This window comes from Lentzea sp. NPDC003310 (assembly GCF_040610935.1).
Classification (GTDB): Bacteria; Actinomycetota; Actinomycetes; order Mycobacteriales; family Pseudonocardiaceae; genus Lentzea.
In genome coordinates this window covers 477496-500293 of record NZ_JBEXNC010000005.1, presented here as the reverse complement: position 1 = coordinate 500293, position 22798 = coordinate 477496, and the positions used below count along the sequence as shown (strand labels likewise).

Sequence of the window (22798 nt, the reverse complement as noted above, 5' to 3'; positions counted from 1 at the left end):
TGTTGCGTATTTAGCCGGAGGTCGCAAAGATCGCGGTCACAGGGTGACCTGACTCACGGCTGAGACGGACTAGATACCCTGCCGACATGCCCACTTCCGGCGGAGCCGTGACTCCGGAGAGCGACCTCTTGAACGGTCGAGAGCGTCGCCAGCTGGACATCGTGCGTCGCTGGGGCACGATCGGTGCTCTTCTACTCACGGTCGGGTCGCTGGGCGGTGGCGCGGCCCCGATCTACTCGCCGCTCTACGGCGTCCCCGTGCTTGGGCTGTTCTCGAGGATGCCCAGTGTCGCGATGGGGGTCGTCTGGACCGGCATCTTCATGATCGTGTCGGCCTGGCTCGCGCTCGGCCGGTTCGCGAAGCCCGGCCGGTCGCGGCTCATCTCGCGCGGGCAGATGGACCGAACGCTGCTGATGTGGACCGTGCCGCTGGTCTTCTGCGTGCCGATGTTCTCCCGCGACGTGTACTCCTACCTCGCGCAGAGCGAGATCGCGGCGCGCGGCCTCGACCCGTACGAACTGGGCCCGGCCGGCGCGCTGGGCGTCGACCACGTGCTCACGCGCGGTGTGCCGAACATCTGGCGGGAGACGCCCGCGCCGTACGGGCCGCTGTTCCTCGCGTTCGGCCGGCTGACCGCGATGCTGACGGGCGACCACGTGGTGTCCGGCGTGTTCGTGCACCGGCTGCTGGTGCTGGTCGGCCTCGGGATGATCGTGTGGGCGCTGCCGCGTCTGGCCGCCCGGTTCGGCGTGCCGCCGGTGGGCGCGCTGTGGCTCGGCGCGCTGAACCCGCTGGTGCTGTTCCACATCGTCATCGGCGTGCACAACGACGGCCTGGCGCTCGGCATGATGCTGGTCGGCCTGGAGCTCGCGATGCGCGGGCTGGAACCGTTGAAGTGGACGTGGATCACGCTCGGCGCCGGGGTGATCGTGTGCGGCGCGATGGTGAAGATCCCCGCGATGGCCGCGCTCGGGTTCCTCGGCGTGCTGGTGGCGCGCAAGCTCGGCGGTCAGCTCAAGCACCTGGCGCTGGTGGCCGGGATCATGGCGGTGATCGCCGCGGTGGGGGTGGTGGTGATCTGCCTCGGCACCGGGTTCGGCTTCGGCTGGCTGGAGACGCTGAACGTCGCGTCGACCGTGAAGTCGTGGATGTCGCCACCGACCGCGCTGGGCTTCCTGGGCGCCGGCACCGGCATCATGCTCGGCCTGGGCAACCACACCGAGGCGATGATCTCGCTGACCCGCCTGCTCGGGCAGGCCGTGTCCGTGGTGATCACGGTCGGGCTGCTGTGGCGCAGCTTCAAGGGCCGCATCAAGGCGATGAACGGGCTCGGGGCGGCGCTCGGCGCGATCCTCGTGCTCGGGCCCGTGCTGCAGCCCTGGTACGTGCTGTGGGCGGCGATCCCGCTGGCCACGGCCGTGGTGGGGCCGAAGTTCCGGATGTTCGCCATGGTGACGTCGGCGATCATCGCGATCATCCTGCCGCCGACCGGGTCCGCGTTCGACGGGCGCGCCTACACGGTGCCGCAGGCGGTCGCGGGCGCCGTGATCACGTTCGCCGTCTGCGTGCTGATCGCGCGCAAGCGGGTCGGGCCGTTCCTCAAGTCCGACCCGGCCGGTGGGCAAGTCTGATGGCCCGTTCGGGGCAGCAACGCGTCAACCGTCAGCGGGAGAGCTCCCCGGCGTAGGAAGATCTGCGGCGGGGAGGGGGTGCGGCATGACCGAACAACCCATGGCGCGCGAAGAGGTCCGGTTCGCCGTCGTGCTCAACGGGGGCGTGAGCCTCGCCGTCTGGATGGGCGGGGTGGTGCTGGAGCTCGACCGGCTGACGAGGCCCGGGTCGGTGTACCAGCCGTTGCTCGACCTGGTCGGCTGCACGGCGCGCGCGGACGTCATCGCGGGCACGTCGGCGGGCGGCATCAACGGCGCCGCGCTGGCGTTGTCGCAGGTCAACAAGCAGGCGGACCTGTCGCGGCTGCGGGACCTGTGGGCCGAGCAGGGGCGGATGGAGCAGCTGCTGCGGACGCCGTTCCGCGGTCAGCCCGCGTCGCTGCTCAAGGGCGACGAGTTCTTCCTGCCCCGGCTGCAGGAGGCGCTGGCGCGGCTGACCACCGACTTCGACCCGACCGAGCCGGACGAGCGCCCGATCGACCTGCGGATCACCACGACGCTGCTCGGCGGCGTGCCGGAGGTGACCTACGACGACCTGGGCCAGCCGCTGACGCAGTCGGTGCACCAGGGGTCGTTCTCGTTCCGCCGCGACCCCTACACCTGGGTCAGCGAGCAGACCAGGGACGACTTCGCGGCAGAGACGCTGGACGAGCGCGTGCTCCAGCTCGCGCTGGCGGCGCGCAGCAGCGCGAGCTTCCCGTTCGCGTTCGAGCCGAGCTTCATCCCCGTGGGCGGGCAGTCCACTCCGGACCGTCCCGACATGGCCGACGTGGCGAGCTGGGCGAACGGCGGTGATCGCAGCAGGTTCGCGGTCGACGGCGGCGTGCTCGTGAACACGCCGACCAGGGAGGCGCTCGAGGCCATCGACCGGATGCCGGCGGACGGGCCGGTGCGGCGGGTGATGCTGCTCGTCTTCCCGCACGCCGAGCCGCTCGGCACCGAGCCGGTGGCCGACACGCTCGGCACCGGGCCGACGACGGTCTCGTCCGGCGGCAGGCTGCTGGGCGCGATGTCGAGCCAGGCCGGGCGGACGTACGTCGAGAAGATCGAGGAGCACAACCGGCGTGCGGCGAGCAGCCGCGGCGGCCGGACGGCGTTGCTGGAGCGGCTGCACGAGAGCGGCGAGGACGTCGCCTGCGAGGTGTACTCGCTGGCGCACCGGCTCTTCGGCCACTACGAGGACGTCGAGATCCGGCTCGCCGCGCGGCAGCTGACGGCGCAGCAGTTCGCGCTGCCGCAGGGGAATCCGGCGAACTGGTCGTTCGAACGGGCGCGCCGGGCCGCGGAGACCGCGCAGCGCAAGTGGAAGCGGCGGCACGGCGTCCTGCCGTACGTGCCGGGCGTGCAGCTGCCGAGCCGCGTGTGCCGCGACGACGTGGGCTGGGAGTGGGGCATCACGATGGCCGAACGCCTCGGGGCGTCGGCGCTCGACCTGCTCAAGCGGCTCGTCTGGGTGGCGCCGGACGGCAAGGCCGACGAGATCGCGTCGCTGCGCCGGGAGCTGCACCAGGTGCGCGCGGAACTGCGGCGGCTGCGCGACGAGCTGTTCGACTGGAAGCCGTCGGACTCGCTCGGCGACACCTACTGGACCGGCCGGATCGCGAGCTACCAGGAGAACATGGTCGACGGGCCGATCGGCGTGGCGGTCAGGACGCAGGTCGGTGAGATCGGGCGGGTCGTCGACGCCGCCCGCGACGTGATCACCTCGCTCGACGAACACCGGCTGAAGCTCGGCGGGCTGCTGTGCTGGCACGCGTTGCTCGACGCCCCCGCGACCACCTCGGAGGCCGGTCTCGACGACGGCGAGCGGTGGCTGTCGCGGTTGCTGGCGCTGGAGGTCGCGGGCACGTGCCTGTCCGACGACGCCTCGACCGGGCTCGACACGCCGGTCGAGCTGGTGCAGGTGTCGCTGCAGACGCGCAACGCGTTCGCCAAGCAGTCGATCACCGCCGACGACAAGGCCGGGGGCGCGTCGCTGTCGCGGTTCTCCGGGTTCCTCAAGCGGTCGTGGCGGGTGAACGACTGGATCTGGGGGCGCCTGGACGGCGCCACGATGCTGTGCCGGGTGCTGTTCGACCCGCGGCGGTTGCGGCGCATGGACCTGCTCGGGCGTCCCGAGGGGGACGAGCGCACCGCCGCCGAACGCGCGCAGGCCGTCGTCGACCAGGTGGTGTCGGCGATGTTCGGGCTGGAGCTGCCGGTCCAGGTCGCGCGGTGCGCGGTGGAGGCCGCCGCCGAGCTCGCCGGCATCTACGAGACCGAGAACGAGCTGTCGCCGTCGTCGATGAAGCTCGCCGAGCTCGCGGCGTGGGGCCTGCACTGGCGGATCATCTGCGAGGAACTGCCCCGGCTGCGGGCCGCGATCATCGCCGACCGCGGCGACGGCGCAGACAAGCGCTCACGCGGTGAGCTGTTCCTGGAGGAGCACGCGGACCTGTTGCGGCGCCTGGAGTATCCCGACCAGCACACCGTCACGCTGGGCATGTCGGCGCTGACCGCGTTCGACCGCGCGGGCATCGGGCGCGAGCCGCTCACGCAGGAGGCCGCGTCGGACCAGATGATCCGCACGGCCGCGACCGCCGCCGCCGTGGCGGTCACCGTGGCCGACTCGGAGCGGTCCGGGCTGCCCGCGGTGCGGCCGGTGACGCGGTCGTTGCGGGGCGCGGCCCTGCTGCCGTACTGGACGATCACCGGGCTGACCCGCGGCGGGAACCTGGCGCGGTTCCTCGGTCTGCTGGGGCTCGCGGTGGGCGGCGCGCTGGTCGTGATGGCGTTGTTCGGGATGCTGCCGTCGTGGGCGGCGGGGCCGGGCGCGGCGCTCGGCGCGGCCAGTCTGCTGGGCGCGTTCGGGTACGCGGCGTTGCGCAGCGGCACGATGCTGCACGGGCTGGTGCTGCTGTCGCCGGTGATCCCGCTGGTGGCCATCGCGGTCGACCGGCTGCCCAGGGCCACATCCGAGCTCACGACCGGCACGATCACGCTGGCCGGGGTGGCGTTCGTCGTGGCGGCGCTGCTGGTGCTCGGCTCGCTGCCGTCGCCGGTGCGCACGCCGCTCGCGGTGCTGGCGGACTTCCGGCCCCTGGAGCTCGTGCGGCGGCGGTGGAAGCAGGTCGCCGTGGTGGCGTTCGTGGCGGCCCTGGTCTGGTCGGTGTGGCGGTTCGAGCTGCACCTGCGGCCGTGGCTGGTGATCCCGCTGTCCGTCCTCTGTGGAGCGTTCGGGACGTGGATGGCGTTGTCCGGCGGCAAGTCCCTGCAGCGGTGGCGCCGCGTGGAAGGTGTCTGGGGCACGGAACGCGCCGAGCCGCCCGCCGCCGCGACCGCGGGCTGGGCCGTGGTCTACGGCATCGGCTACCTCGTGGTGGCCGACGTGCTGCTGGTGATCGGCCCGCGCGGGTGGGGCTGGCAGGTGGTCGTCGGGACGGCGCTGGCGTTCGGGCTGACGTTGCTGCTGATCACGTCCTGGTACGTGCCGCGGTTCGAACGCAGGAGGCTGCGCGAGCAGCTGGTGGCCGAGGCGATCCCGGCGATCTACCCGGAGGGCTCCGACGTCGCGGCCGTGCTGCGGGAACGGCTGGAGGGCCACGCGTCGCTGTACCGGTTCCTGGTCCGGGGCGAGGGCGAGCACCCGGCGGAGCTGACCCTGTCGCAGGCAGGGTTGCTGGTGGCACAACGGATCGAGGCGAAGCTGCGATGAGGGCCGACGCGACGCGCAACGTCGAGGCGGTGCTGCGCGCGGCGGCGCAGGTGTTCTCCGCGGACCCGCAGGCGCGCATCCCGGACGTCGCCGCGGCGGCGGGCGTGGACCGGCGGACCGTCTACCGCCGCTTCGAGTCGCGCGAGGACCTGCTGCTCGCGGTCTACCGCACGCGCCTCGACCACCTGGAGTCGCTCATCGCCTCCACGCTGGAGGACTCCCGCCCGCCGCGCGAAGCCCTGCTGACGTTCTGCGCGGGCGGGATCCGGCTGAGCCGGGACTGGCCGGCCGACATCCGCGCGGTGGCCGATCCGGGGATCCGCCGGCGGCGCGAGGAGCTCGACGAGCGGATGGAGGCGTTCCTGCGGCGGGCCGGGGTGGTCGCGCCCGGCCTGCCCAACGGCTGGGCGTTGCGGGTGCTGCAGACGCAGCTGCACACGGCGGCCCAGGAGACGTCGCTGGAGCCCGCCGCGGCGGCCGAACTGGTGGTGAGGACGTTCCTGCACGGCGTCTCCGTGTGACGAGGGCCATGCCGCGTGTCGGGCATTTTCGGGCGGGCTTCGGCGTCATAAGTGTCATAGAAAGTGACACTTAAGGAGTTCTGCGATGTCGAAGACGTGGCTCATCACCGGTGCCTCCCGCGGTTTCGGGCGTCAGCTCGCCGAGGCGGCCGCTCTCGCGGGCGACCGCGTGGTCGCGACCGCCCGCCGCCCCGAACAGCTCGCCGACCTGGTCTCGCGGTACCCGGACACGGTGCGCGCCCTCGCCCTGGACGTGACCGACGCGGCCGCCGCGCGTGAGGTGGTCGCGGCGACCGTGGAGGCGTTCGGCGCGCTCGACGTGGTCGTGAACAACGCCGGCTACGCCAACAGCGCGCCCATCGAGGAGATGGCGGAGGACGACTTCCGCGCCCAGGTGGAGGCGAACCTGTTCGGCGTGGTGAACGTGACGCGGGCGGCCCTGCCGGTGCTGCGCTCGCAGCGTTCCGGCACGTTCGTGCAGTTCTCGTCCGTGGGCGGCCGCGCGGGAGGCACGCCGGGCATGGGCGCCTACCAGGCGGCGAAGTTCGCCGTGGAGGGTTTCTCCGAGGTGCTGGCGAGCGAGGTGGCGCCGTTCGGCGTGCGGGTGGTGATCGTCGAGCCGGGCGCGTTCCGCACGGACTGGCAGGGCTCGTCGATGGTGCGCGGTGCGGTGGGCGCGGACTACGAGGAGACCGTGGGGGCGATCAACCGGTTCCGCGACGAGACCGACGGGGCGCAGCCCGGGGACCCGGCGCGGGCCGCTCGTGTGGTGCTGGACGTGGTGGGGTCGGAGGAGCCGCCGCGGCGGTTGGTGCTGGGGGCCGCGGCGGTGGAGACGGTGCTGGCGGCGGAGGCTCGGCGGAGTGAGGAGACGCGGAAGTGGGCCGAGGTGAGTGCTTCGGCGGACTTTCCGGGGGACGAGGGCTGAGCGCGCTCGGGGTGCTGGGGTGCTGGGAGCGGCGCGGCGGTGTGGCAGGGCGGGGGCAGGGTGGTGTGACGGCAGGTGGTGTGGCGGCAGGGTGGTGTGGCGGGGGCCGGGGGCGAGGTGGCCGGGGCGGCGAGCCGGGGCGATGCGGCCGGGCCAGGGCGATGGCGGTGCTGCGGGGCGATGGCGGTGCGGCGGCGACCGCAGGCGGCAGCTGTGGCGCGTCCCCCACCAACGCGGAAACCCGGCCGCCTCCCCGCGACCGAGCTTCCGCGTCCCTCCCCCGCCTGGACCTCAGGCCGCCAGCGCGATGACCGGCACCGGCTTGCCCATCGCCCGCGCGTACAGCGCCTCGAACCTCTCCAGCGTCGCCCCCAGCGCGTGGTGCGAGATGATCTCCCGGCTCGCCGCCCCCATCCGCGACCGCATCGGCGCGTCGTGCACCAGGGTGTGCAGGCGCTGTGCCAGCTGGTTGACGTCGCCCGGCTCGAACAACCAGCCGTTGCGGCCGGGGCGCACGAGGTGCGGGAGCGCCATGGCGTTCGCGGCGATCACCGGCTTGCCCGCGGCCATCGCCTCCATCGTCGCGAGGCTCTGCAGTTCGGCGACGCCGGGCATGACGAACAGGTCGCAACGGGCGTAGGCGTCGAGCAGGTCGTCCTCGGACACGAAGCCGTGGAAGCGCACGCGGTCGGTGATGTCGAGGTCGCGGGCGAGGAGCTCCCACTCCGCCTTGCAGGTGCCGTCGCCGACGATCTCGCCGAACGCGCCGGGCACGCGGGCCAGGGCGCGCAGGAACTCGTCGACGCGCTTCTCCTCGTCGAGGCGGCCCACGAACAACGCGGTCGGGCGGTCGTTGTGCGTCACGGAGCGCTGGTAGCGGGAGATGTCGATGCCGCACGAGACCGGGACGGCCGGGGACGGGAAACCGCTGTCGTGCAACAGCTGCACAGCGCGCGGGGTCGGGGCGGTCACCACGTCGGCGCGGCCGAAGACGCGGGCCAGGTCGCGGTAGGCCCACTTGCGGGACAGGCCCTGCAGGAACGCCGGCACGTGGGCGTGGCTGAACAGGTTCTCCGGCATGAAGTGGTTCGTGGCGAGGGTCGGGATGCCTTGGGCCACCGCGGAGTTCAGCACGAACCTGCCGACCACGAAGTGCGCCTGCACGTGGACGACGTCCGGCTTCAGCGACTTGACCAGCGCGTCGGCCTCCTTCGACGCCTGCCACGGCAGGCAGAAGCGGAAGTCCGGGTAGAACGGGAGCCGGTGCGATCGCAGCCGGTGCACCGTCACGCCGGGGATGTCCGTGGCGCGCGGGGAGTCCGGGGCGATGACGTGGACGTCGTGTCCCCGCGAGGCGAGGCCGACCGCCAGGCGCTGCGCGAAGCGCGCGGCGCCGTTGACGTCCGGCGGGAACGTGTCGGCGGCGATGACGACGCGCAGCGCGCTGGTGGTGTTCACGGGAAGCTCCGTTCGGATGTTTTCACGAGGTTGACGAGCAAGTGCGAACACGCCGCAAACGGCGGCGAGAGCGCAGGCGAACAGCGCGACACCGGTCAAAGGAGACAAATGCGCTGCTTCGCCGAGCAGGAAGGCGCCGAGGCCGACCGCGACCAGCGGGTCCACCACGGTCAGGCAGGCGACGGCGAGATGAGGGGGACCGCCCGCGTAGGCGTGCTGGACGAGCCAGCCGCCGACGGCGAGTGAGAGGGCGATGCCGAGCGCGGACGCGAGGTGCGAGAGCCCGAAACCGCCTTGCTGCACGGACTGGGAGACCGCACGCATCAACACGGACACGTAGCCGTATGCGACGCCACCGGCTGATGCGAACGCCACAGCGCGTACGCGTGCATTGGACGTAAGGGCTGCGATCACGCCCGGCACCGCGATCAGGCCGAGGGTCACCAGTCCGGCCGTGAGTTCCGCGTCCGGCGCGACCTTCGTGGCGGTCGCACTGCCCGAGGCGAACCACACGAACGCACCGACACCCACGGTCGTGAGCAGGATCGCGGGCATTTCACGGAAACGGCGGTCCATCAACGCGGTCATGCCGATCGCGAGGACACCGATCGGCTGCACGACCGTCAACGGCGCCATGCCCAGCGCGACGGCGTGCAGTCCCGCGCCGGCGACCAGCAGCGCGAGGCCGCCGAGCCACCTGGGCTGCCGCAGCACGCTCGCACGTGCCCCGGTCGAGGCGACCGCGTCGTGCTGCAGGCGGGCGGCGAGGGCGAAGCACACGGCGCCGAACACGGCGAGCGCGATGGCGATCATGGTCATGACGTGCGCCTCACTTGAAGTGCCGCGATGGCGAAAAGCAGGACGTAAAGAGATGCGAACAAAACGCGTTCCGTAAGTCCACGCGCCTCGAAACCGCCGAAGGAAACGTGACTCACCAGAAACGCGGCGCTGGAGATCGTCGCCGTTGTTGCGATACCGAGCAGGGCCGGAAACTGCCGGGCGATGAGGACGCCCGCGGCGGGCAGCGCCACGAACATCACCGCGCCGGCGTACCGGTGGATGTAGCCCGACATGGACGTCGGTGCCCCCGTCGGGTCGGTCGGGAAGATCGTCGCCACGGTCAGGCCTGCCGACCAGATTCCGATCAGCCACTGCGCTGACCTGCCTACACCGCGCAGGTTGACGGCGAGCAACGCCGAGACGGCGGCGAGGCTAAGAGACGTCGCGGCGAGCCAGCCCGTGCCGTTGTCGACGAACACGTAGTCGCTGATCACGTCCGAGACAGGGTTGAGCTGACCTGCCGACACCACATGCAGGTAGAAAATCGGGACCAGTGAGAACACCAGTCCCCCGACCACCCATCCCCGCTTTTTCGCCCCCGCTTCGATCACGGGAAAAGTCTCTTGCGCGGGCGTTGATCAACCAATGGGGAACTCCCCCGAGCGAACCCTGAGGTGTCCCTGAGTCGCCGGGGTAGGGCTAGCCCCACCTTTTTCAGCCCTGCTTCAGGAATGGGCCGAATGACCCAACTGCGTGCGGATCGCCCCGACCGCCTAGGCTGCGTGCCTGTGAGCCCGAATCCCCAGCCTGCGGTGGAAGTGTCGGGGCTGGTCAAGAGATACGGCTCGAAGACCGCCGTCGACGGCCTCGACCTCGTCCAGCAGCCCGGCACCGTTCTCGCCCTGCTCGGGCCCAACGGCGCGGGCAAGACGACGACCGTCGAGATCTGCGAGGGCTTCCGCACCGCCGACGACGGCACGGTGCGCGTGCTCGGTCTGAAGCCCGGCGAAGAGGCGCTGCGCCCGCGCATCGGCGTGATGCCGCAGGGCGGCGGCGGTTATCCCGGCATCCGCGCCGAGGAGATGCTGAACCTCGTCGCCGCGTGCGCGAAGAACCCGCTCGACCCGAAGTGGCTGATCGAGGTCCTCGGGCTCGGCGGCGCGGCGCGCACCCCGTACAAGAGGCTCTCCGGCGGCCAGCAGCAACGGCTTTCGCTCGCGTGCGCGTTGATCGGCCGTCCCGAGCTCGTGTTCCTCGACGAACCGACCGCGGGCATGGACCCGCAGGCGCGCCGGCTGGTGTGGGACCTGGTGGCGGCGCTCAAGGACGACGGCGTGGCCGTGCTCCTCACGACGCACCTCATGGACGAGGCCGAGGCGCTCGCCGACGACGTCGTGATCATCGACGAGGGCCGCGTGGTCGCGCAGGGCTCGCCCGCCGAGCTCACCGCCAACCGGCCGGACGACCAGCAGCTGCGGTTCCGCGCCCGTCCCGGCCTCGACACGTCGCTGCTGTCCGCCGCACTGCCCGAGGGGCTGAAGGTGCGCGAGGTGACGCGCGGCGCGTACGTCGTGGAGGGGCTGATCGACCCGCAGGTCGTGTCGACCGTCACGTCGTGGTGCGCGCAGCAGGGTGTGCTGGCCGAGGAGCTGACGGTCGCCAAGCGCAGCCTCGAAGACGTTTTCCTGGAGCTGACCGGCAGGGAGCTGCGCTCGTGACCACCTTCGCTCCCGGCACGTTCACGCCCGCGCCCGGCCGCGGTTCGTTGCCGCGCATGCTCTTCACGCACGCGCGGACCGAGGCGATGCTGACGTTGCGCAACGGCGAGCAGATCCTGCTCACCGTGATCATCCCGCTGGCGCTGCTGATCGCGCTGTCGGTGATGTCGGTCATCCCGATGCCCGAACCCCGCGTCGGGTCGGCGACGGCCCGGATCTTCGCGCTGGCGATCATCTCCAGCGCGTTCACCGGGCAGGCCATCGCGCTGGGCTTCGACCGGCGCTACGGCGTGCTGAAGCGGCTTGCGGCCTCGGCGCTGCCCCGCTGGCTGCTGGTCGCCGGACGGGTCTGCGGCGCACTGGTCGTGGTCGCGCTCCAGATCGCCCTGCTGGCCGTGACGGCGCTGTTCCTCGGCTGGCGGTTCCCGCTCGCGGGCCTGCCGTGGGTCGTGCTGCTGATCGTGCTGGGCACGCTGACGTTCGGCGCGCTGGGCGTGCTGCTCGGCGGCGCGCTGCGGGCGGAGATCGTGCTGGCGCTGGCGAACATCATCTGGTTCGTGCTGCTGATGGTCGGCGGTGTGGCGCTGAGCGTGCCGGTGTCGTTCGTGCACCTGCTGCCGTCGGCCGCACTGGCCCAGGCGCTGGAAACCTCTGTGGTGCACGGCACGGCGCCCGGTGTGGGCCCCGTCGCAGTGCTCGTGGCCTGGGGCGTTGTGGCCGGGGCGTTGGCGACCCGGACGACGAAGCTGACCTGACAAGACCTACCATCAAAGGCGTGTCGAAGCTGACCGCCTTCCTCGTGTCCTGGCAGCGCGCTTTCGCGATTGCCGTCGTCATCGCGCAGGCCGGGATCGCGGTCACCGGCTCGATCGTCCGCGTCACCGGCTCCGGGCTCGGCTGCCCGACGTGGCCGCAGTGCTTCGAGGGCAGCGTCACCCCGGTCGACCACCCGGAGGTCGCGACCCTGCACCAGTGGGTCGAGTTCGGCAACCGGACGCTGACGGGCGTGGTGGGCATCATCGCCGGGCTGTGCGTGCTGGCCGCGTGGTTCCACCTGCCGCGCCGCCGCCGGGTGCTGGTGCTCTCGCTCGTGCAGCTCGTCGGTGTGGCCGTGCAGGCCGTCGTCGGCGGCATCACCGTGCTGACGGGCCTCGCCTGGTACACCGTGTCGATCCACTTCATGATCTCGATGGGTCTCGTGTGGATGGCCGTGCTGCTCGTCAGCTCGCTGTCCGAAGGCGACGGTCCGGCCCGCCTGAAGGTGCCCGCGCCGTTGATGAGGCTCCAGGTCGTCATGGCGGTCGTGCTCGGCGCGCTGCTGCTCGCGGGCACGTGGGTGACCGCCGCCGGGCCGCACGCGGGTGACGCGTCCACGCCGCGGCTGGGCGTCGACGTGGCGACGCTCGCGCAGATCCACGCGGACCTGCTGTTCCTGTTCCTCGGTCTGCTGATCGCGGTCGGGTTCTTCACCCGCACCCGCGCGTACTGGACGCTGGTGAGCGTCGTGCTGGCCCAGGGCGCGCTGGGCATGGTCCAGTACTGGACGGGCGTGCCCGAGGTGCTCGTGTCGTTCCACGTGCTCGGCGCCGGCGCGGTCGTCGTCGCCACCGCGGCGCTGTGGACGTCGTCGCGGGAGCGCACGCACGCGGTCGAACTGCCCGCCGAGGGCGATCAGGCGCTCAGCAAGGCCTGAGCCTCGCCCTGGTCGTTGTGGCCCGCCCAGTTCTCGGGCGTGGCCTCGAAGTTCGCGTCGGTGATGGTCCGGTCGGCGCCCGCGTCGAGCAGGACCCGGATCACCGGCAGGTGGCCGCGTTCGGCCGCGAGGTGCAGCGCCGTCACGCCCTCGCCGTGCAGCGGACCGCCGAACGTGGTGCGCCCGTTGGGGTTCGCGCCCAGGTCGAGCAACGTGCGGGTGGCGTTCTCCCGCCCGCACCAGGCCGCCCACGCGAGCGCCGTGCCGCGGTAGACGTCCGCGTCGATCCGCGCGCCTCGCTTGAGCAGGTCGCCGAGCACTTCCGCGCGGTCGTTGCGAGCGGCCCACGACAGCGCCTCGTCGAGCACCTCCTGCGGGTCGTTCGTCGGCCACCAGCGCGGGAAACCGCTGTGCGGCCGGTAGTAGCCGCGTCCCGACTCCGGCGCGGTGGCGAGGTCCAGGTCGCCGAGACCGGCCGCGACGCGCAGGTTCGGCGGGTGGATCCCCTGCCGCGCCAGGAGTTCGGCCACGTCCCGGTTGCCCCAGAACAACGCGACGGTCAGCGGCGTGCCGCCGTCACCGCGCGCGTCGAGGTCTGTGCGGGCGCCGCGGGCCAGCAGGAGCCGGGCCAGGTCCGGCAGGTTCGCGTAGGCGGCCTGGTGCAACGCCGTCCAGCCGTGGACGTTGCGGTGGTCGATGTCCGCACCGGCGGCGAGCAGCACCTCGACGAGGCGTTCGTCGCACTTGGCCGTCGCGAGGCCGAGCAGGTCGTTCCCGTTGGTACCGCTGGCTTTCACGAGCCACGGGTCACGCGCGACGATGGCCTTGAGCTCGCCGGGGTTCTGCAGCTCGATCGCCTGGTAGGCGCGGGCGAACGGGCGCGGCTTGCGGATGTTGGCCTTGAGCGCCTTCCAGTCCTCGCAGCCGTGGGCCCGGGCGAGCACCAGGTGCGCGCCCTCGTCCGTCAACGGGACGTCGTCGAACACCTCGAGGGCACCGGGCACGCCGTCCCACGCGGAGGCGAGAAGGCCGCGGGCGCGTTCCTCGTAGTACTCGACGTCGTCGCGAAACGGGTGCCACATGGCACCACGCTACTTCGGTGCGGCGGGCCTGCGCTCCCACAAAGCGGGGAGTTCCTCTGAGAGCCAACCGTAGAGGTTGTCGACGGTCCTCAGCCGCATCGACCGCTCCGGGTCGCCGCTGAGCAACCGCATGCCGTCGTCGGTGAGCGTCTGGACGCTCGCGATGGCGTTGAGCTTGCGCTGGATGAAGTCCGTCCAGGCCTTCTCGTTGATCCGGTACTCGGCCGCCTGCCGGCCGCGCCGGGTCCGCTTGGTCACGAGGCCGACGTTGACCAGGTACTTGAGGTTGGTGCTGATCGACCCGCTGCTCGCCTCCAGCTCCTGGGACAGCTCGGCGGCGGTGCGCTCGACCGGCTGGCAGACCAGGAGGTAGCCGAGGATGCGGCCGCCGATCAGCGGAATGCCCTCCTCGGCGAAGTGGGCCGCGAACCGCTCGATCCAGGCCGACAGCCTGGTCTCCCGCCCGACGCTCATGTCAGCGATTCCTTTCGGTCGACACTGAAGCCATCGTAGCGATCTTGTCAACGAGCGGCCGGACGCGTCTGGAATTCAGCACGGGTGCCGAACGAAAGCGAACGGCCCCGGAACAATCCGGGGCCGTTCGACGAAAAGGAGGCGCGAATGCGCCGATTCAGCAGACGGGCGCGAGAGGCGTCGTCTCGTCCGGTCCGGGGCGCCGGCGCCACCGGTCCAGCTTCGCGTGTTCCGTGAGCGAGATCAGCGTTTCCCGAACGGACAACCGCACGCGCGGATCGCAGTTCAGCACCGGAACGTGGTCCGAAATGCCCATTCCGCGGATGATCGCCTTCACGTCCGACCGGATGGACGCGTGCACGTTGTTCAGCGCCATCACGTACGGGATGTTGTGGTCCTCGAAGTACCGCATGGCGTCCACGGAGTCCGCGGGACGCATCACGTCGAACAGCACGACGGCGCCCACGGCACCGCGCACCACGTCGTTCCAGCCCGCGCGCGGGTCCTGCCACTGCGGCGCCACGAACAGGTGCAGGGCGAGGCCCGGGTCGAGCCACACGCGGCCGAACTGGATGCGCACCAGCTCCGTCACACCGCCCGCGCGCTCCGGCGCGAGCGAGCTCATCGTCAGGAGATCGCTCTCCACGATGGACCTGATGAAAGTGCTCTTGCCCACGCCGAAGCCACCGGCGACGACAATCTTGGCCGAGGTCAGCTCCCGACCGGGCGGCCCAGGGGGCCCGAATTCGGGAAATCTAGAGCCGACGTAGTCCACTCAGCACTCTCTCCATCAACCCGAGGTCCGGCGTGTCACCGCCCGCGGAAGCGGTCTGGTGCACGTCCACCAGACCTCGTTCCGCCATGTCGCCGAGCAGCACCTTCACGACTCCCAGCGGGAGGCGCATCAGTGCGGCCACCTCCGCGACGGAGCGCGGTGCGTGGCACAACTCGACAACGCGTTGGTGCTCAGCCTGCAAGATACCTGCAGACTGCCGACTCTGATCATTGGCGGAGACAAGTGTCTCGATCTCGAGATCGATGTTCGACCGAGTGCGCCCACCCGTCCAGGCATATGCACGAACGATCGACGAGTCCTGGGCGTCGCCGAAGGCGGGCTCGAAGGACCTCGGGACGATCTCCCGCGGCAGCACGGGGGCCTCTTCCCGCACGGGCTCCTGCTCCTGCGGGCGCGGTCGTTTCCGGCCCGAGTCCAGGGAGAACCCGTTCATCAGGTCGGCGAACGTCTGCTCGGCGGGCACCTCGGCCCGCTTCCGCCGCCGGGGCACGTCAGGGGACGGACTCATGGATCACCTCACGCTGTGCAGCTGCGCTCGCAGTTCGGGAGTGAGGATCTGGCCCACCTGCTCGACGACCACGGTCATCTCGTAGGCGACCTGGCCGACATCGCTGTCGGGCGCGGCGAGAACCGCCAGACAGGACCCGTCTCGAATGGACATGAGGAGCATGATCCCGTAGTCCATCTCGATCACGGTGCGCAACACTCCGCCACCTTCGAAGCATCGTGAGGCGCTCAGCGTGAGCGCCACGACACCCGAGGCGATGGCGGACAACTGGTCGGCCCGTTCCGGCGGCAGCGCCGCGGACTTGGTGAGCAACAGGCCGTCCACCGAGATCACGATCGCGTGGGCGACACCGGCCACGCGATCGGCGAAGTTCGTGATCAACCAGCCGAACTGGTCGACCTGGCGCGACTGCGGCGTGCTCATGCCTTCTCCCCGTTGTACTGGCCGTTCCCCTGGCCCTGTCCGTTCCCGCCGCCCCCGAGCGGTGCCTGGCGCAGGCCCGTCTGGTAGCTCGCGAGGAAGCCCCGTGCCCGTTCCGGGTCGCGCTTCGGCCCCGGCGCCGGGCGCGTGCCCGCGTCGGAACGGTCGGCGAGATCGGGGAGCAGGTTCTTGCGCGGCGCCCGCTTCGGCAGGCCGGCCTCGGTCTCGCCGGCGTCCGTGGCGGGGTCGCCCGCCTGCTCCCAGACGGTTCCGCCGGGCTTCTTCCCGAACCACGATGCCACTACGGACGGTGACGGCGTGGAGGGGGGTCCCTGGTTCGGCCGGTCACCGCCGCCCGGCTCGTCCGACACCCCGCTGCCCGCGAACCACGACGAGGTCGTCTCGTTCGGGGACGGGCGGTGGGGCCCAGAGCCGTTCGGAGACGTGCCGTTGGGCGACGTGCCGTTGGGCGACGTGCCGTTCGTTCCGTTGGACGTGGTGCCGTTCAGCGCCGCGCTGATGGACCTGCCGTCGGGCGTGGTGCCGTTGGGCGGCTTGGTCTCCCCGCCGTCGCGAGGGCCGGGACGGGGCGTGCGCTGCGGCAGCGACTCGTCGATCGCGGCGCCGCGGAACGACGTCCACTCGGCGGACTCGCGCGGGCCGTCGATGGCCGGCGCGGGAGCGGGTGGCGGGGCCAGGTTCGGCGTCTTCACGACCACGTGCGGCTGCCGGGGGATCGCGGGCTTGGGCTGGGGCAGCGCCGCGTGGCGGGGCTGCGAGGGCGCCGGGGCCTCCTCGTGCGAGCGCACGAGGTCCGCGGGCACGAGCACGAACGCGCGCAGGCCCTCCCGGCCCTCCCCCGCGCCGCGCAGCCGCACGGTGATGCCGTGGCGGCCCGCGAGCCTGCCGACGACGAACAGGCCCATCTGCCGCGAGACGGGGACGTCCTCCTCGGTTCCGGTCGAGAGGCGCTCGTTGGCTTCGGTGAGCTCGGCAGGTCCCATGCCGATGCCCTGGTCGGCCACCTCGACCAGCACGGATCCGTGCTGGTCGAGCCGTGAGCCGATGACGACCTGGGTGGTGGGCGCGGAGAACGCGGTGGCGTTGTCCAGCAGCTCCGCGACGAGGCGGACGAGGTCGCTGGCCGCGTAGCCGACGATCTCGACCGACGGCGTCGACTTCACGACGACCCGCTGGTAGTGCTCGATCTCCGACGCGGCGGCGCGCAGCACGTCCGCGAGCGGCACGGGCTGGTGGAAGCGGCGGGCGACGTCGGTGCCGGACAGCACCATCAGGTTCTCGTTGTTGCGGCGCATGCGCGTCGCGAGGTGGTCGAGCTTGAACAGGTTCGCGAGCTGCTCGGGGTTCTCCTCGTGGCGCTCCAGCTCCTCCATGAGCTTGAGCTGGCGTTCGACGAGGCCCTGCGAGCGGCGCGACAGGTTGACGAAGATGTTCTTCATGCCGGACCGCATCGACGACTGCTCGACGGCGGACCGGATCGCCTGCTCGTGCACGGCGTCGAACGCGCGCGCCAGCTGGCCGAACTCCTCGCTCGAGTGCACGGGCACCGGTTCGATCTCGGTGTCCGGCTTGCGGTCGGCGCGGATCGCGGCGACGACCTCGGGCAGGTGGTGGTGCGCCACGTCGAGGGCGGAGCGGCGCAGCTCGGACAGCGAGCGCAGCAGGTAGCGGCCGATGACGAAGCCGAGCGTGCCGGCGATCAGCAGCATCGCGAGCAGGATGACGGCGGCGGCGCCGGCCTTGTTGGACGTGTCGTCCTGCAGCGCGGCGGAGGTGTTCGCGAGCTCGTCCTGCAGGCCGCGGACGACCTGCTCCATCAGGCGGGCGGTGGTGCCGGACGACTTGTTCCAGTCGTCGACGGCGATGCCGAACTCCTGCGGCGGCCTGGGCTGGCCGGGGCGCGGGGTGGGCTGCGGGGTGCCGCCCGGCTGGGTGAGCGCGCGTTCCACCAGCGCGGACCTGTTCGCCACGGCGGCGCCGGTCACGGTCTGGTCGTAGAGACGGCGCTGCTCGGTGGTGCCGATGGCCTGGAAGTCGTTCAGGCGGTCCTGCAGGCGGATGTCGGACTGCTCCAGCGCGCGGACCTCGGGGTCGAGGAGCTTGCCGCGGCCGATCCCGGCCAGGACGAACGCGTGCTGCAGCGAGACCTGCTCCTGCGCGATCACCATGCTGTGCAACGCCTGCGCGGTACCGGAGATGGCGTTGTCGTTGAACTGGCCGACGAGCGCCTGCTCGAAGTCCAGCAGCGACTTGATGATCGCGGTGTAGCCGTAGGTGCCGCCGGACGGGTCGCCGCCGTCGCCGCCCTGCGCGACCTTCTCCCGCAGGTTCTTCAACGTCTCCAGCTGACCGCCGACCTCGGCGTACCGCTGGCGGGACACGTCGCTGACGCCGTCGGTGCGATCCAGCCGCCGGCGCACGGTCGACGCGGCGTTGTCCGTGGCGCTGATCTGGTTCTGGTACGCGCCGACGCCGGAGCCGCTGGTGGCGCTCTGCGCGGCGAGCGTGCGCTCCTGCTGGACGCTCGAGATCAACGGCGCGAGATCCGCCCGCAACCGAACCAGGCCCTGCATCTGCACGTAGTTGTTCGACCGGTCGACGTAACCGGAGATCTGCAGTGCGCCCGCGCCGACCGCCACGGCGACCGGGACGAGCAGCACGACGCCGAGCTTGACCGGCAGGCGCCAGTTGCGCCAGTCGCTGATCTTTCTCCACTCGACATTCACGAAATGATCCCCACGGCGCGCTCGAAGTGCCCCACTTTCCGGCTACCTCCTGGCCTGGTGAATCTCCGCGAGTCGATGTCCCCGCAGCTCGATATCTCCGTCAGCCGTATCGGGTGTGAGCGGATAGTAGGCCAGAGAGCGTGACGCGACAACGACCTTGGGCGTGCACGATCGATCACGCAGTGTCACCCTCGACCTTTTGGGGTGGTCCTGCGGGTTCCGGGGATTGACTCGCCGCCACGCGTGGTTACGCTTGCGCCTCCCACCCCCGGATCGGTCGCGCTGTGTGCGCGGAGCCTCGCCGGGCACTCCCCGTAACGAATGCGAGCGGTTGATGACGAAGGCGCTGCCCTCCGTGTCACGCCCGGCCAGCCCCGGTTTCGCGACTTTCGAAGAGTCCCCTCACTCATTGCTCATAGATGGTGACGGTGAGCCCGATTTCGATGCCATCCAAACGAGTGAGGATTTCGTCGATCTGAAGCGGCGGGTGAAGCGTTTTATTCTCCCGGCAACGGTGCTGTTCCTCGCTTGGTACGTCACGTTCGTATTGCTTTCCGCTTACGCCGCCGACTTCATGAGCACTCCGCTCTTCGGAACGGTGAACGTCGGCTTGACGATGGGATTCCTCCAGATCGTCACCACCATCATCATCACCATGGCGTACGCGCGGTACTCCAAGAGGAAGCTCGACCCGCAGGTCGACAAGGTGCGCGCGCTCGTCGAGACCGACGAGGAGCTCGCGTGACCGGGGCGAACACCGCGATCAACCTGTCCGTCTTCGGCGTCTTCGTCCTGCTGACGCTCTACATCGTCTACCGCGCCTCCACGCGGAACGTGAGCGCGTCGGACTACTACGCGGCGGGCAGCAGTTTCACGGGGACGCAGAACGGCATCGCGCTCTCGGGCGACTTCCTGTCCGCGGCGTCGTTCCTGGGCATCTCCGGCGCGATCGCGGTGAACGGCTACGACGGCTTCATGTACTCGATCGGGTGGGTCGTCGCCTGGCTGATCGGCCTGATGCTGATCTCCGAACGGCTGCGCAACACCGGCCGTTTCACCATGGGCGACGTCATGGCGTTCCGCATGCGCCAACGCCCCGTGCGCGCGGCCGCGGCGAACGCGACCCTGGTCATCTCGCTCTTCTACATGATCGCGCAGATGGCGGGCGCCGGCGGACTCATGGCGCTGCTGCTGGACGTGCACAGCAAGGTCGGCCAGGCCATCATCATCGCCGTCGTCGGCATCGTCATGGTGCTGTACGTGCTGGTCGGTGGCATGAAGGGCACCACGTGGGTGCAGATCATCAAGGCCGTGCTGCTGATCCTGTCCGTCTCGCTGCTGACGATCTTCCTGATCGGCAAGTTCGGCTTCGACTTCTCCACGATGCTCGACCGCGCGACGCAGCGGTCGCCGCTCGGCGAGGCCGTGCTGTCCCCCGGCGTGAAGTACGGCGCGACGGACCTGTCCAAAATCGACTTCATCTCTCTCGCGCTCGCTCTCGTGCTGGGCACTGCCTCGCTGCCGCACGTGCTGATGCGCTTCTACACGGTCCCGAACGCCCGTGAGGCGCGGAAGTCCGTCGTGTGGGCCACGTGGATGATGGCGATCTTTTACTCGTGCACCCTCGTCATCGGCTTCGGCGCCATGGCCCTGGTCGGCACCGACAAGATCACCAGCGCTCCGGGCGGCGAGAACTCCGCGGCCCCGCTGCTCGCGTTCCAGATCGGCGGCACGGTGCTGCTCGGCATCGTCTGCGCCGTGGCGTTCGCCACGATCCTCGCGGTCGTCGCCGGTCTGACCCTGACCGCCTCGGCGTCGTTCGCGCACGACGTCTACGCCAACGTGATCAAGCACGGCGAGGCCGACCCGCGCGACGAGGTCCGGGTCGCGCGCCTCACGGCGGTCTGCGTCGGTGTGCTGGCGATCGTCGGCGGCATCGCGGCCAACGGCCAGAACGTGGCGTTCCTGGTCGCCCTGGCGTTCGCGCTCGCGGCGTCCGCGAACCTGCCGACGTTGCTGTACTCGTTGTTCTGGAAGCGTTTCAACACGCGCGGCACGCTGTGGAGCATCTACGGCGGCCTCACGTCGTGCGTGCTGCTCATCGTGTTCTCGCCGGCGATCTCGGGCTCGAAGTCGTCGGTGTTCCCGGACGCCGACTTCGCGTTCTTCCCGCTGTCGAACCCCGGCATCGTGTCGATCCCGCTGTCGTTCCTGGCCGGGTTCCTCGGCACGGTGCTCGGCGGGGAGAAGGCGGACCCGGCCAAGCAGGCCGAGATGGAGGTGCGCGGGTTGACCGGCATCGGATCGGGCCTGCGCTGACCGGACTTCCGGGACGCGGCCCGGGCTCCGCCGAGTCCGGGCCGCGTCAGCTCCGGGCCAGCAGGTCCTCCACCGCGGAGTTGAACACCTCGGGCCGTTCCAGGTTCGGCATGTGCGCCGCGCCGTCGACCACCACGAGCGTCGAACCCGGGACGCGGTCGCTCATGTACTCGGCATCGCGGACCGGCGTGAACTCGTCGTCGCTGCCGACGACCACCAGCGTGGGCACCGAGATGGACGTGAGCGTGGCCGTGTAGTCCGGCCGTTCGGCCCGCCCGCGCAACGCGGCCGCGGCACCCTCCGGCGGAGCGGCGAGCATCAGGCCCTCGACGAAGTCCGCCACCTCGGGGTTGTGCCGCGCCACCATCTTCCACTTCACCTCGGTGGCGTAGCCGGACATGCCCTCGCGCAGCAGGCGGTCGGCCATGTCGTTGCGGCTGCGACGTCCTTCCTCGGTCTCGGGCTGGGCGAACGTGTCGGCGAGAAGCACGCCCCTGAGCCGGTCGGGGAAGTCCTGGACGCACTGCAGGACGATCTGGCCTCCCATGGACAGGCCGCCGAGGACGAACTTCTCGACACCGAGGTGGTCGAGCAGCCCTCGGACGTCGGAGGCGAAGACCTCGAGGGGTGTCACCCCGGGGACCACGGTGGTCTCGCCGTACCCGCGCAGGTCCGCGGCGATCACGCGGCGCCCAGTGGAGCTGAAGTGCTCCACCTGGGGGCGCCACATCCTGCGGTCGAACGGGTGGCCGTGCACCAGCACCAGCACGTCGTCGCCGGTGCCTTCGTCGTCGTAGCCGATGGTGATGCCGTTGACGGTCGCCGTGGTCATGATCCGACCGTAGCGCGGGCTACGCCCGGGAAGCCGCTTCCTGGATCGCCTTGGCGAACCGGGACGCGGCCGCCTCGGTGGTGAACTTGAAGCCGAGCGTGGGCTCGGTCAGCTCCAGCTCCAGCAACAGCGGCGAGCCGTCCGGCCCCTCGACCACGTCCACGCGGGCGTAGAGCAGACCGGTGCGCGGCACCGACAGCAGCTCCGCCGCCACGTCCAGGACCTGTTCCGCCAGCTCCACCTGCCGTGCGGACGGCTCGATGCCCGCCAGCCGTTCCTCGACGTAGAGACCGGACTCGGCCTCCGCGAGGCCCTGGGCCAGCATCGGTCCCTTGTGGAACGAGTGGGAGTACTCGCCCGCGAAGAACACCAGCGCGGTCTCACCGTGTTCGTCCACACTGGACTGGTACGGCTGCACGAGCGCCTTGACGCCCAACGACTCCAGGTGGGCGCGGGCGGCGGCGTGGTCGGTGAACCGGCCCGCGCCGCGCGAGCCCGCGCCGACCGCCGGTTTCACGACGAACTCACCGTCCGGGAAGGACGGTTCCGCGCCCGGCTCCACCACGGCGGTGGGCACGACGGGGACGCCGCGGGCCGCGAGCTCGGCCAGGTAGGACTTGTCGGTGTTCCAGCGCACGACCGGCAGCGGGTTCGCGAGCGCCGGCACGGTGCCGCACCACGCCAGGAAGTCGTCGAGGCGCTCGGTGTAGTCCCAGGTGGCGCGCAGGACGACCAGGTCGGCCTCCACCGGGGTGCCCCAGGGCTGCCACGCGACGTCGACGCCGTCGCGGGCGAGGGCGGCGAGCAGCGACTCCTCGTCGCCGTCGCCCTCGGGCAGGCCGGCGCAGGAGGCGAGCACGACCCTCATGAGCTCATCTTGGCCATCTTGCGGCGGTGGGCGGGGCCGATCTTGGCGGCCGCGGTGGTCTCGCGGTCCCACTCGGCCTGCTCCACGCCGGCGACGGCCTCCACGGCCTGGGTGGCGGACTCGACGTCCTTGGTCATGACGTCGCCCATGGCTCCGTCGGCGCCGACCAGCACGATCCGCGCGCCCGCGCGGCCGATCGGCTCCACCACGGCCCGGACCGCCGTGTCCGGCGTTCCGTGGGCCTTCACGAACTCGGCGATGCGCTTCTGAGCGGTTTGATCAGACACCCC

At 71.0% G+C, this 22798-nt stretch carries 20 protein-coding genes; 9 read left to right on the top strand and 11 right to left on the bottom strand.

Going from position 1 to position 22798, the window contains the following annotated elements; all coding sequences use genetic code 11:
* Positions 1–86 precede the first annotated feature (86 nt).
* The 4 genes from mptB (at position 87) to ABZX02_RS12410 (ending at position 6813) form a co-directional block, all read left to right on the top strand.
* Positions 87–1631, top strand: coding sequence for a polyprenol phosphomannose-dependent alpha 1,6 mannosyltransferase MptB (gene mptB, locus ABZX02_RS12425; RefSeq protein WP_355297548.1), 1545 nt, complete (start codon positions 87–89; stop codon positions 1629–1631).
* An 85-nt stretch (positions 1632–1716) separates the two neighbouring features.
* Complete coding sequence (locus ABZX02_RS12420) at positions 1717–5364, top strand: patatin-like protein (RefSeq protein ID WP_355297547.1); 3648 nt, start codon at positions 1717–1719, stop codon at positions 5362–5364.
* On the top strand, positions 5361–5885 hold the full coding sequence (locus tag ABZX02_RS12415; protein WP_355297545.1) for a helix-turn-helix domain-containing protein: 525 nt from the start codon (positions 5361–5363) through the stop codon (positions 5883–5885). The genes ABZX02_RS12420 and ABZX02_RS12415 overlap by 4 nt, the downstream gene beginning before the upstream one ends.
* Positions 5886–5970: 85 nt before the next feature.
* Complete coding sequence (locus ABZX02_RS12410; RefSeq protein WP_355297543.1) at positions 5971–6813, top strand: oxidoreductase; 843 nt, start codon at positions 5971–5973, stop codon at positions 6811–6813.
* Positions 6814–7104: 291 nt separating this feature from the next.
* On the opposite strand, the gene ABZX02_RS12405 is transcribed toward ABZX02_RS12410, so the two are convergent.
* Together ABZX02_RS12405 and ABZX02_RS12400 are read right to left on the bottom strand one after the other, a co-directional pair.
* A complete protein-coding gene (locus ABZX02_RS12405; protein WP_355297542.1) occupies positions 7105–9090 on the bottom strand; it encodes a glycosyltransferase in 1986 nt (661 codons plus the stop codon).
* Positions 9087–9662: a DUF998 domain-containing protein gene (locus ABZX02_RS12400; protein WP_355297540.1), complete on the bottom strand. Its 576-nt coding sequence runs from the start codon at positions 9660–9662 to the stop codon at positions 9087–9089. Before ABZX02_RS12400 ends, ABZX02_RS12405 begins: the two co-directional genes overlap by 4 nt.
* A 177-nt stretch (positions 9663–9839) precedes the next feature.
* On the opposite strand from ABZX02_RS12400, the gene ABZX02_RS12395 reads away from it, so the two are divergent.
* The 3 genes from ABZX02_RS12395 to ABZX02_RS12385 are packed head-to-tail and all read left to right on the top strand — an operon-like array spanning position 9840 to position 12462.
* Positions 9840–10769 carry an ABC transporter ATP-binding protein gene (locus ABZX02_RS12395; protein ID WP_355297539.1) on the top strand — a complete coding sequence of 310 codons (930 nt, stop codon included), beginning with the start codon at positions 9840–9842 and terminating at the stop codon, positions 10767–10769.
* 56 nt (positions 10770–10825) lie between these two features.
* Positions 10826–11524 (top strand): ABC transporter permease, encoded by a 699-nt coding sequence (locus ABZX02_RS12390; RefSeq protein WP_355297605.1) that lies wholly within the window; start codon positions 10826–10828, stop codon positions 11522–11524.
* A gap of 20 nt (positions 11525–11544) precedes the next feature.
* The gene (locus ABZX02_RS12385; protein WP_355297538.1) at positions 11545–12462 is read left to right on the top strand and encodes a COX15/CtaA family protein; all 918 of its coding nucleotides are present in this window, start codon (positions 11545–11547) and stop codon (positions 12460–12462) included.
* Here ABZX02_RS12385 and ABZX02_RS12380 read toward each other — a convergent pair.
* The 6 genes from ABZX02_RS12380 to ABZX02_RS12355 all read right to left on the bottom strand — a co-directional run bounded on the left by ABZX02_RS12380 (position 12441) and on the right by ABZX02_RS12355 (position 18489).
* Positions 12441–13544, bottom strand: coding sequence for an ankyrin repeat domain-containing protein (locus ABZX02_RS12380; RefSeq protein ID WP_355297537.1), 1104 nt, complete (start codon positions 13542–13544; stop codon positions 12441–12443). The genes ABZX02_RS12385 and ABZX02_RS12380 overlap by 22 nt on opposite strands.
* Before the next feature lie 9 nt (positions 13545–13553).
* Positions 13554–14018 (bottom strand): transcriptional regulator, encoded by a 465-nt coding sequence (locus ABZX02_RS12375; protein WP_355297535.1) that lies wholly within the window; start codon positions 14016–14018, stop codon positions 13554–13556.
* 157 nt (positions 14019–14175) lie between these two features.
* Entirely contained in the window at positions 14176–14694 is a 519-nt protein-coding gene (locus ABZX02_RS12370; RefSeq protein WP_355297533.1) for an ATP-binding protein, read from the bottom strand.
* Between the two features lie 79 nt (positions 14695–14773).
* The gene (locus ABZX02_RS12365; RefSeq protein WP_355297531.1) at positions 14774–15322 is read right to left on the bottom strand and encodes a DUF742 domain-containing protein; all 549 of its coding nucleotides are present in this window, start codon (positions 15320–15322) and stop codon (positions 14774–14776) included.
* Positions 15323–15325: 3 nt separating this feature from the next.
* Entirely contained in the window at positions 15326–15745 is a 420-nt protein-coding gene (locus ABZX02_RS12360) for a roadblock/LC7 domain-containing protein (protein WP_355297529.1), read from the bottom strand.
* On the bottom strand, positions 15742–18489 hold the full coding sequence (locus tag ABZX02_RS12355) for a nitrate- and nitrite sensing domain-containing protein (RefSeq protein ID WP_355297527.1): 2748 nt from the start codon (positions 18487–18489) through the stop codon (positions 15742–15744). Before ABZX02_RS12355 ends, ABZX02_RS12360 begins: the two co-directional genes overlap by 4 nt.
* A gap of 334 nt (positions 18490–18823) precedes the next feature.
* On the opposite strand from ABZX02_RS12355, the gene ABZX02_RS12350 reads away from it, so the two are divergent.
* Both ABZX02_RS12350 and ABZX02_RS12345 read left to right on the top strand, forming a co-directional pair.
* Complete coding sequence (locus ABZX02_RS12350; RefSeq protein WP_355297525.1) at positions 18824–19234, top strand: DUF485 domain-containing protein; 411 nt, start codon at positions 18824–18826, stop codon at positions 19232–19234.
* Complete coding sequence (locus ABZX02_RS12345; RefSeq protein ID WP_355297523.1) at positions 19231–20808, top strand: cation acetate symporter; 1578 nt, start codon at positions 19231–19233, stop codon at positions 20806–20808. Before ABZX02_RS12350 ends, ABZX02_RS12345 begins: the two co-directional genes overlap by 4 nt.
* 46 nt (positions 20809–20854) lie before the next feature.
* On the opposite strand, the gene ABZX02_RS12340 is transcribed toward ABZX02_RS12345, so the two are convergent.
* From ABZX02_RS12340 to ABZX02_RS12330, 3 genes are read right to left on the bottom strand one after another with little or no spacing between them, the layout of a single operon-like run.
* Positions 20855–21640, bottom strand: coding sequence for an alpha/beta hydrolase (locus tag ABZX02_RS12340; protein WP_355297521.1), 786 nt, complete (start codon positions 21638–21640; stop codon positions 20855–20857).
* Between the two features lie 19 nt (positions 21641–21659).
* Positions 21660–22508 (bottom strand): hypothetical protein, encoded by an 849-nt coding sequence (locus tag ABZX02_RS12335; protein ID WP_355297519.1) that lies wholly within the window; start codon positions 22506–22508, stop codon positions 21660–21662.
* Entirely contained in the window at positions 22505–22795 is a 291-nt protein-coding gene (locus tag ABZX02_RS12330; protein ID WP_355297517.1) for a hypothetical protein, read from the bottom strand. Before ABZX02_RS12330 ends, ABZX02_RS12335 begins: the two co-directional genes overlap by 4 nt.
* Positions 22796–22798: the final 3 nt, after the last annotated feature.

Excerpts from the sequence above, each read along its gene's own strand:
- ABZX02_RS12415 (WP_355297545.1), top strand. The coding sequence starts at position 5,361 with ATGAGGGCCGACGCGACGCGCAACGTCGAGGCGGTGCTGCGCGCGGCG.
- ABZX02_RS12340 (WP_355297521.1), bottom strand. The coding sequence starts at position 21,640 with ATGACCACGGCGACCGTCAACGGCATCACCATCGGCTACGACGACGAA.
- ABZX02_RS12375 (WP_355297535.1), bottom strand. The coding sequence starts at position 14,018 with ATGAGCGTCGGGCGGGAGACCAGGCTGTCGGCCTGGATCGAGCGGTTC.
- ABZX02_RS12420 (WP_355297547.1), top strand. The coding sequence starts at position 1,717 with ATGACCGAACAACCCATGGCGCGCGAAGAGGTCCGGTTCGCCGTCGTG.
- ABZX02_RS12365 (WP_355297531.1), bottom strand. The coding sequence starts at position 15,322 with ATGAGTCCGTCCCCTGACGTGCCCCGGCGGCGGAAGCGGGCCGAGGTG.
- ABZX02_RS12335 (WP_355297519.1), bottom strand. The coding sequence starts at position 22,508 with ATGAGGGTCGTGCTCGCCTCCTGCGCCGGCCTGCCCGAGGGCGACGGC.
- ABZX02_RS12405 (WP_355297542.1), bottom strand. The coding sequence starts at position 9,090 with ATGACCATGATCGCCATCGCGCTCGCCGTGTTCGGCGCCGTGTGCTTC.
- mptB (WP_355297548.1), top strand. The coding sequence starts at position 87 with ATGCCCACTTCCGGCGGAGCCGTGACTCCGGAGAGCGACCTCTTGAAC.
- ABZX02_RS12410 (WP_355297543.1), top strand. The coding sequence starts at position 5,971 with ATGTCGAAGACGTGGCTCATCACCGGTGCCTCCCGCGGTTTCGGGCGT.
- ABZX02_RS12390 (WP_355297605.1), top strand. The coding sequence starts at position 10,826 with ATGCTCTTCACGCACGCGCGGACCGAGGCGATGCTGACGTTGCGCAAC.
- ABZX02_RS12360 (WP_355297529.1), bottom strand. The coding sequence starts at position 15,745 with ATGAGCACGCCGCAGTCGCGCCAGGTCGACCAGTTCGGCTGGTTGATC.
- ABZX02_RS12380 (WP_355297537.1), bottom strand. The coding sequence starts at position 13,544 with ATGTGGCACCCGTTTCGCGACGACGTCGAGTACTACGAGGAACGCGCC.
- ABZX02_RS12350 (WP_355297525.1), top strand. The coding sequence starts at position 18,824 with ATGACGAAGGCGCTGCCCTCCGTGTCACGCCCGGCCAGCCCCGGTTTC.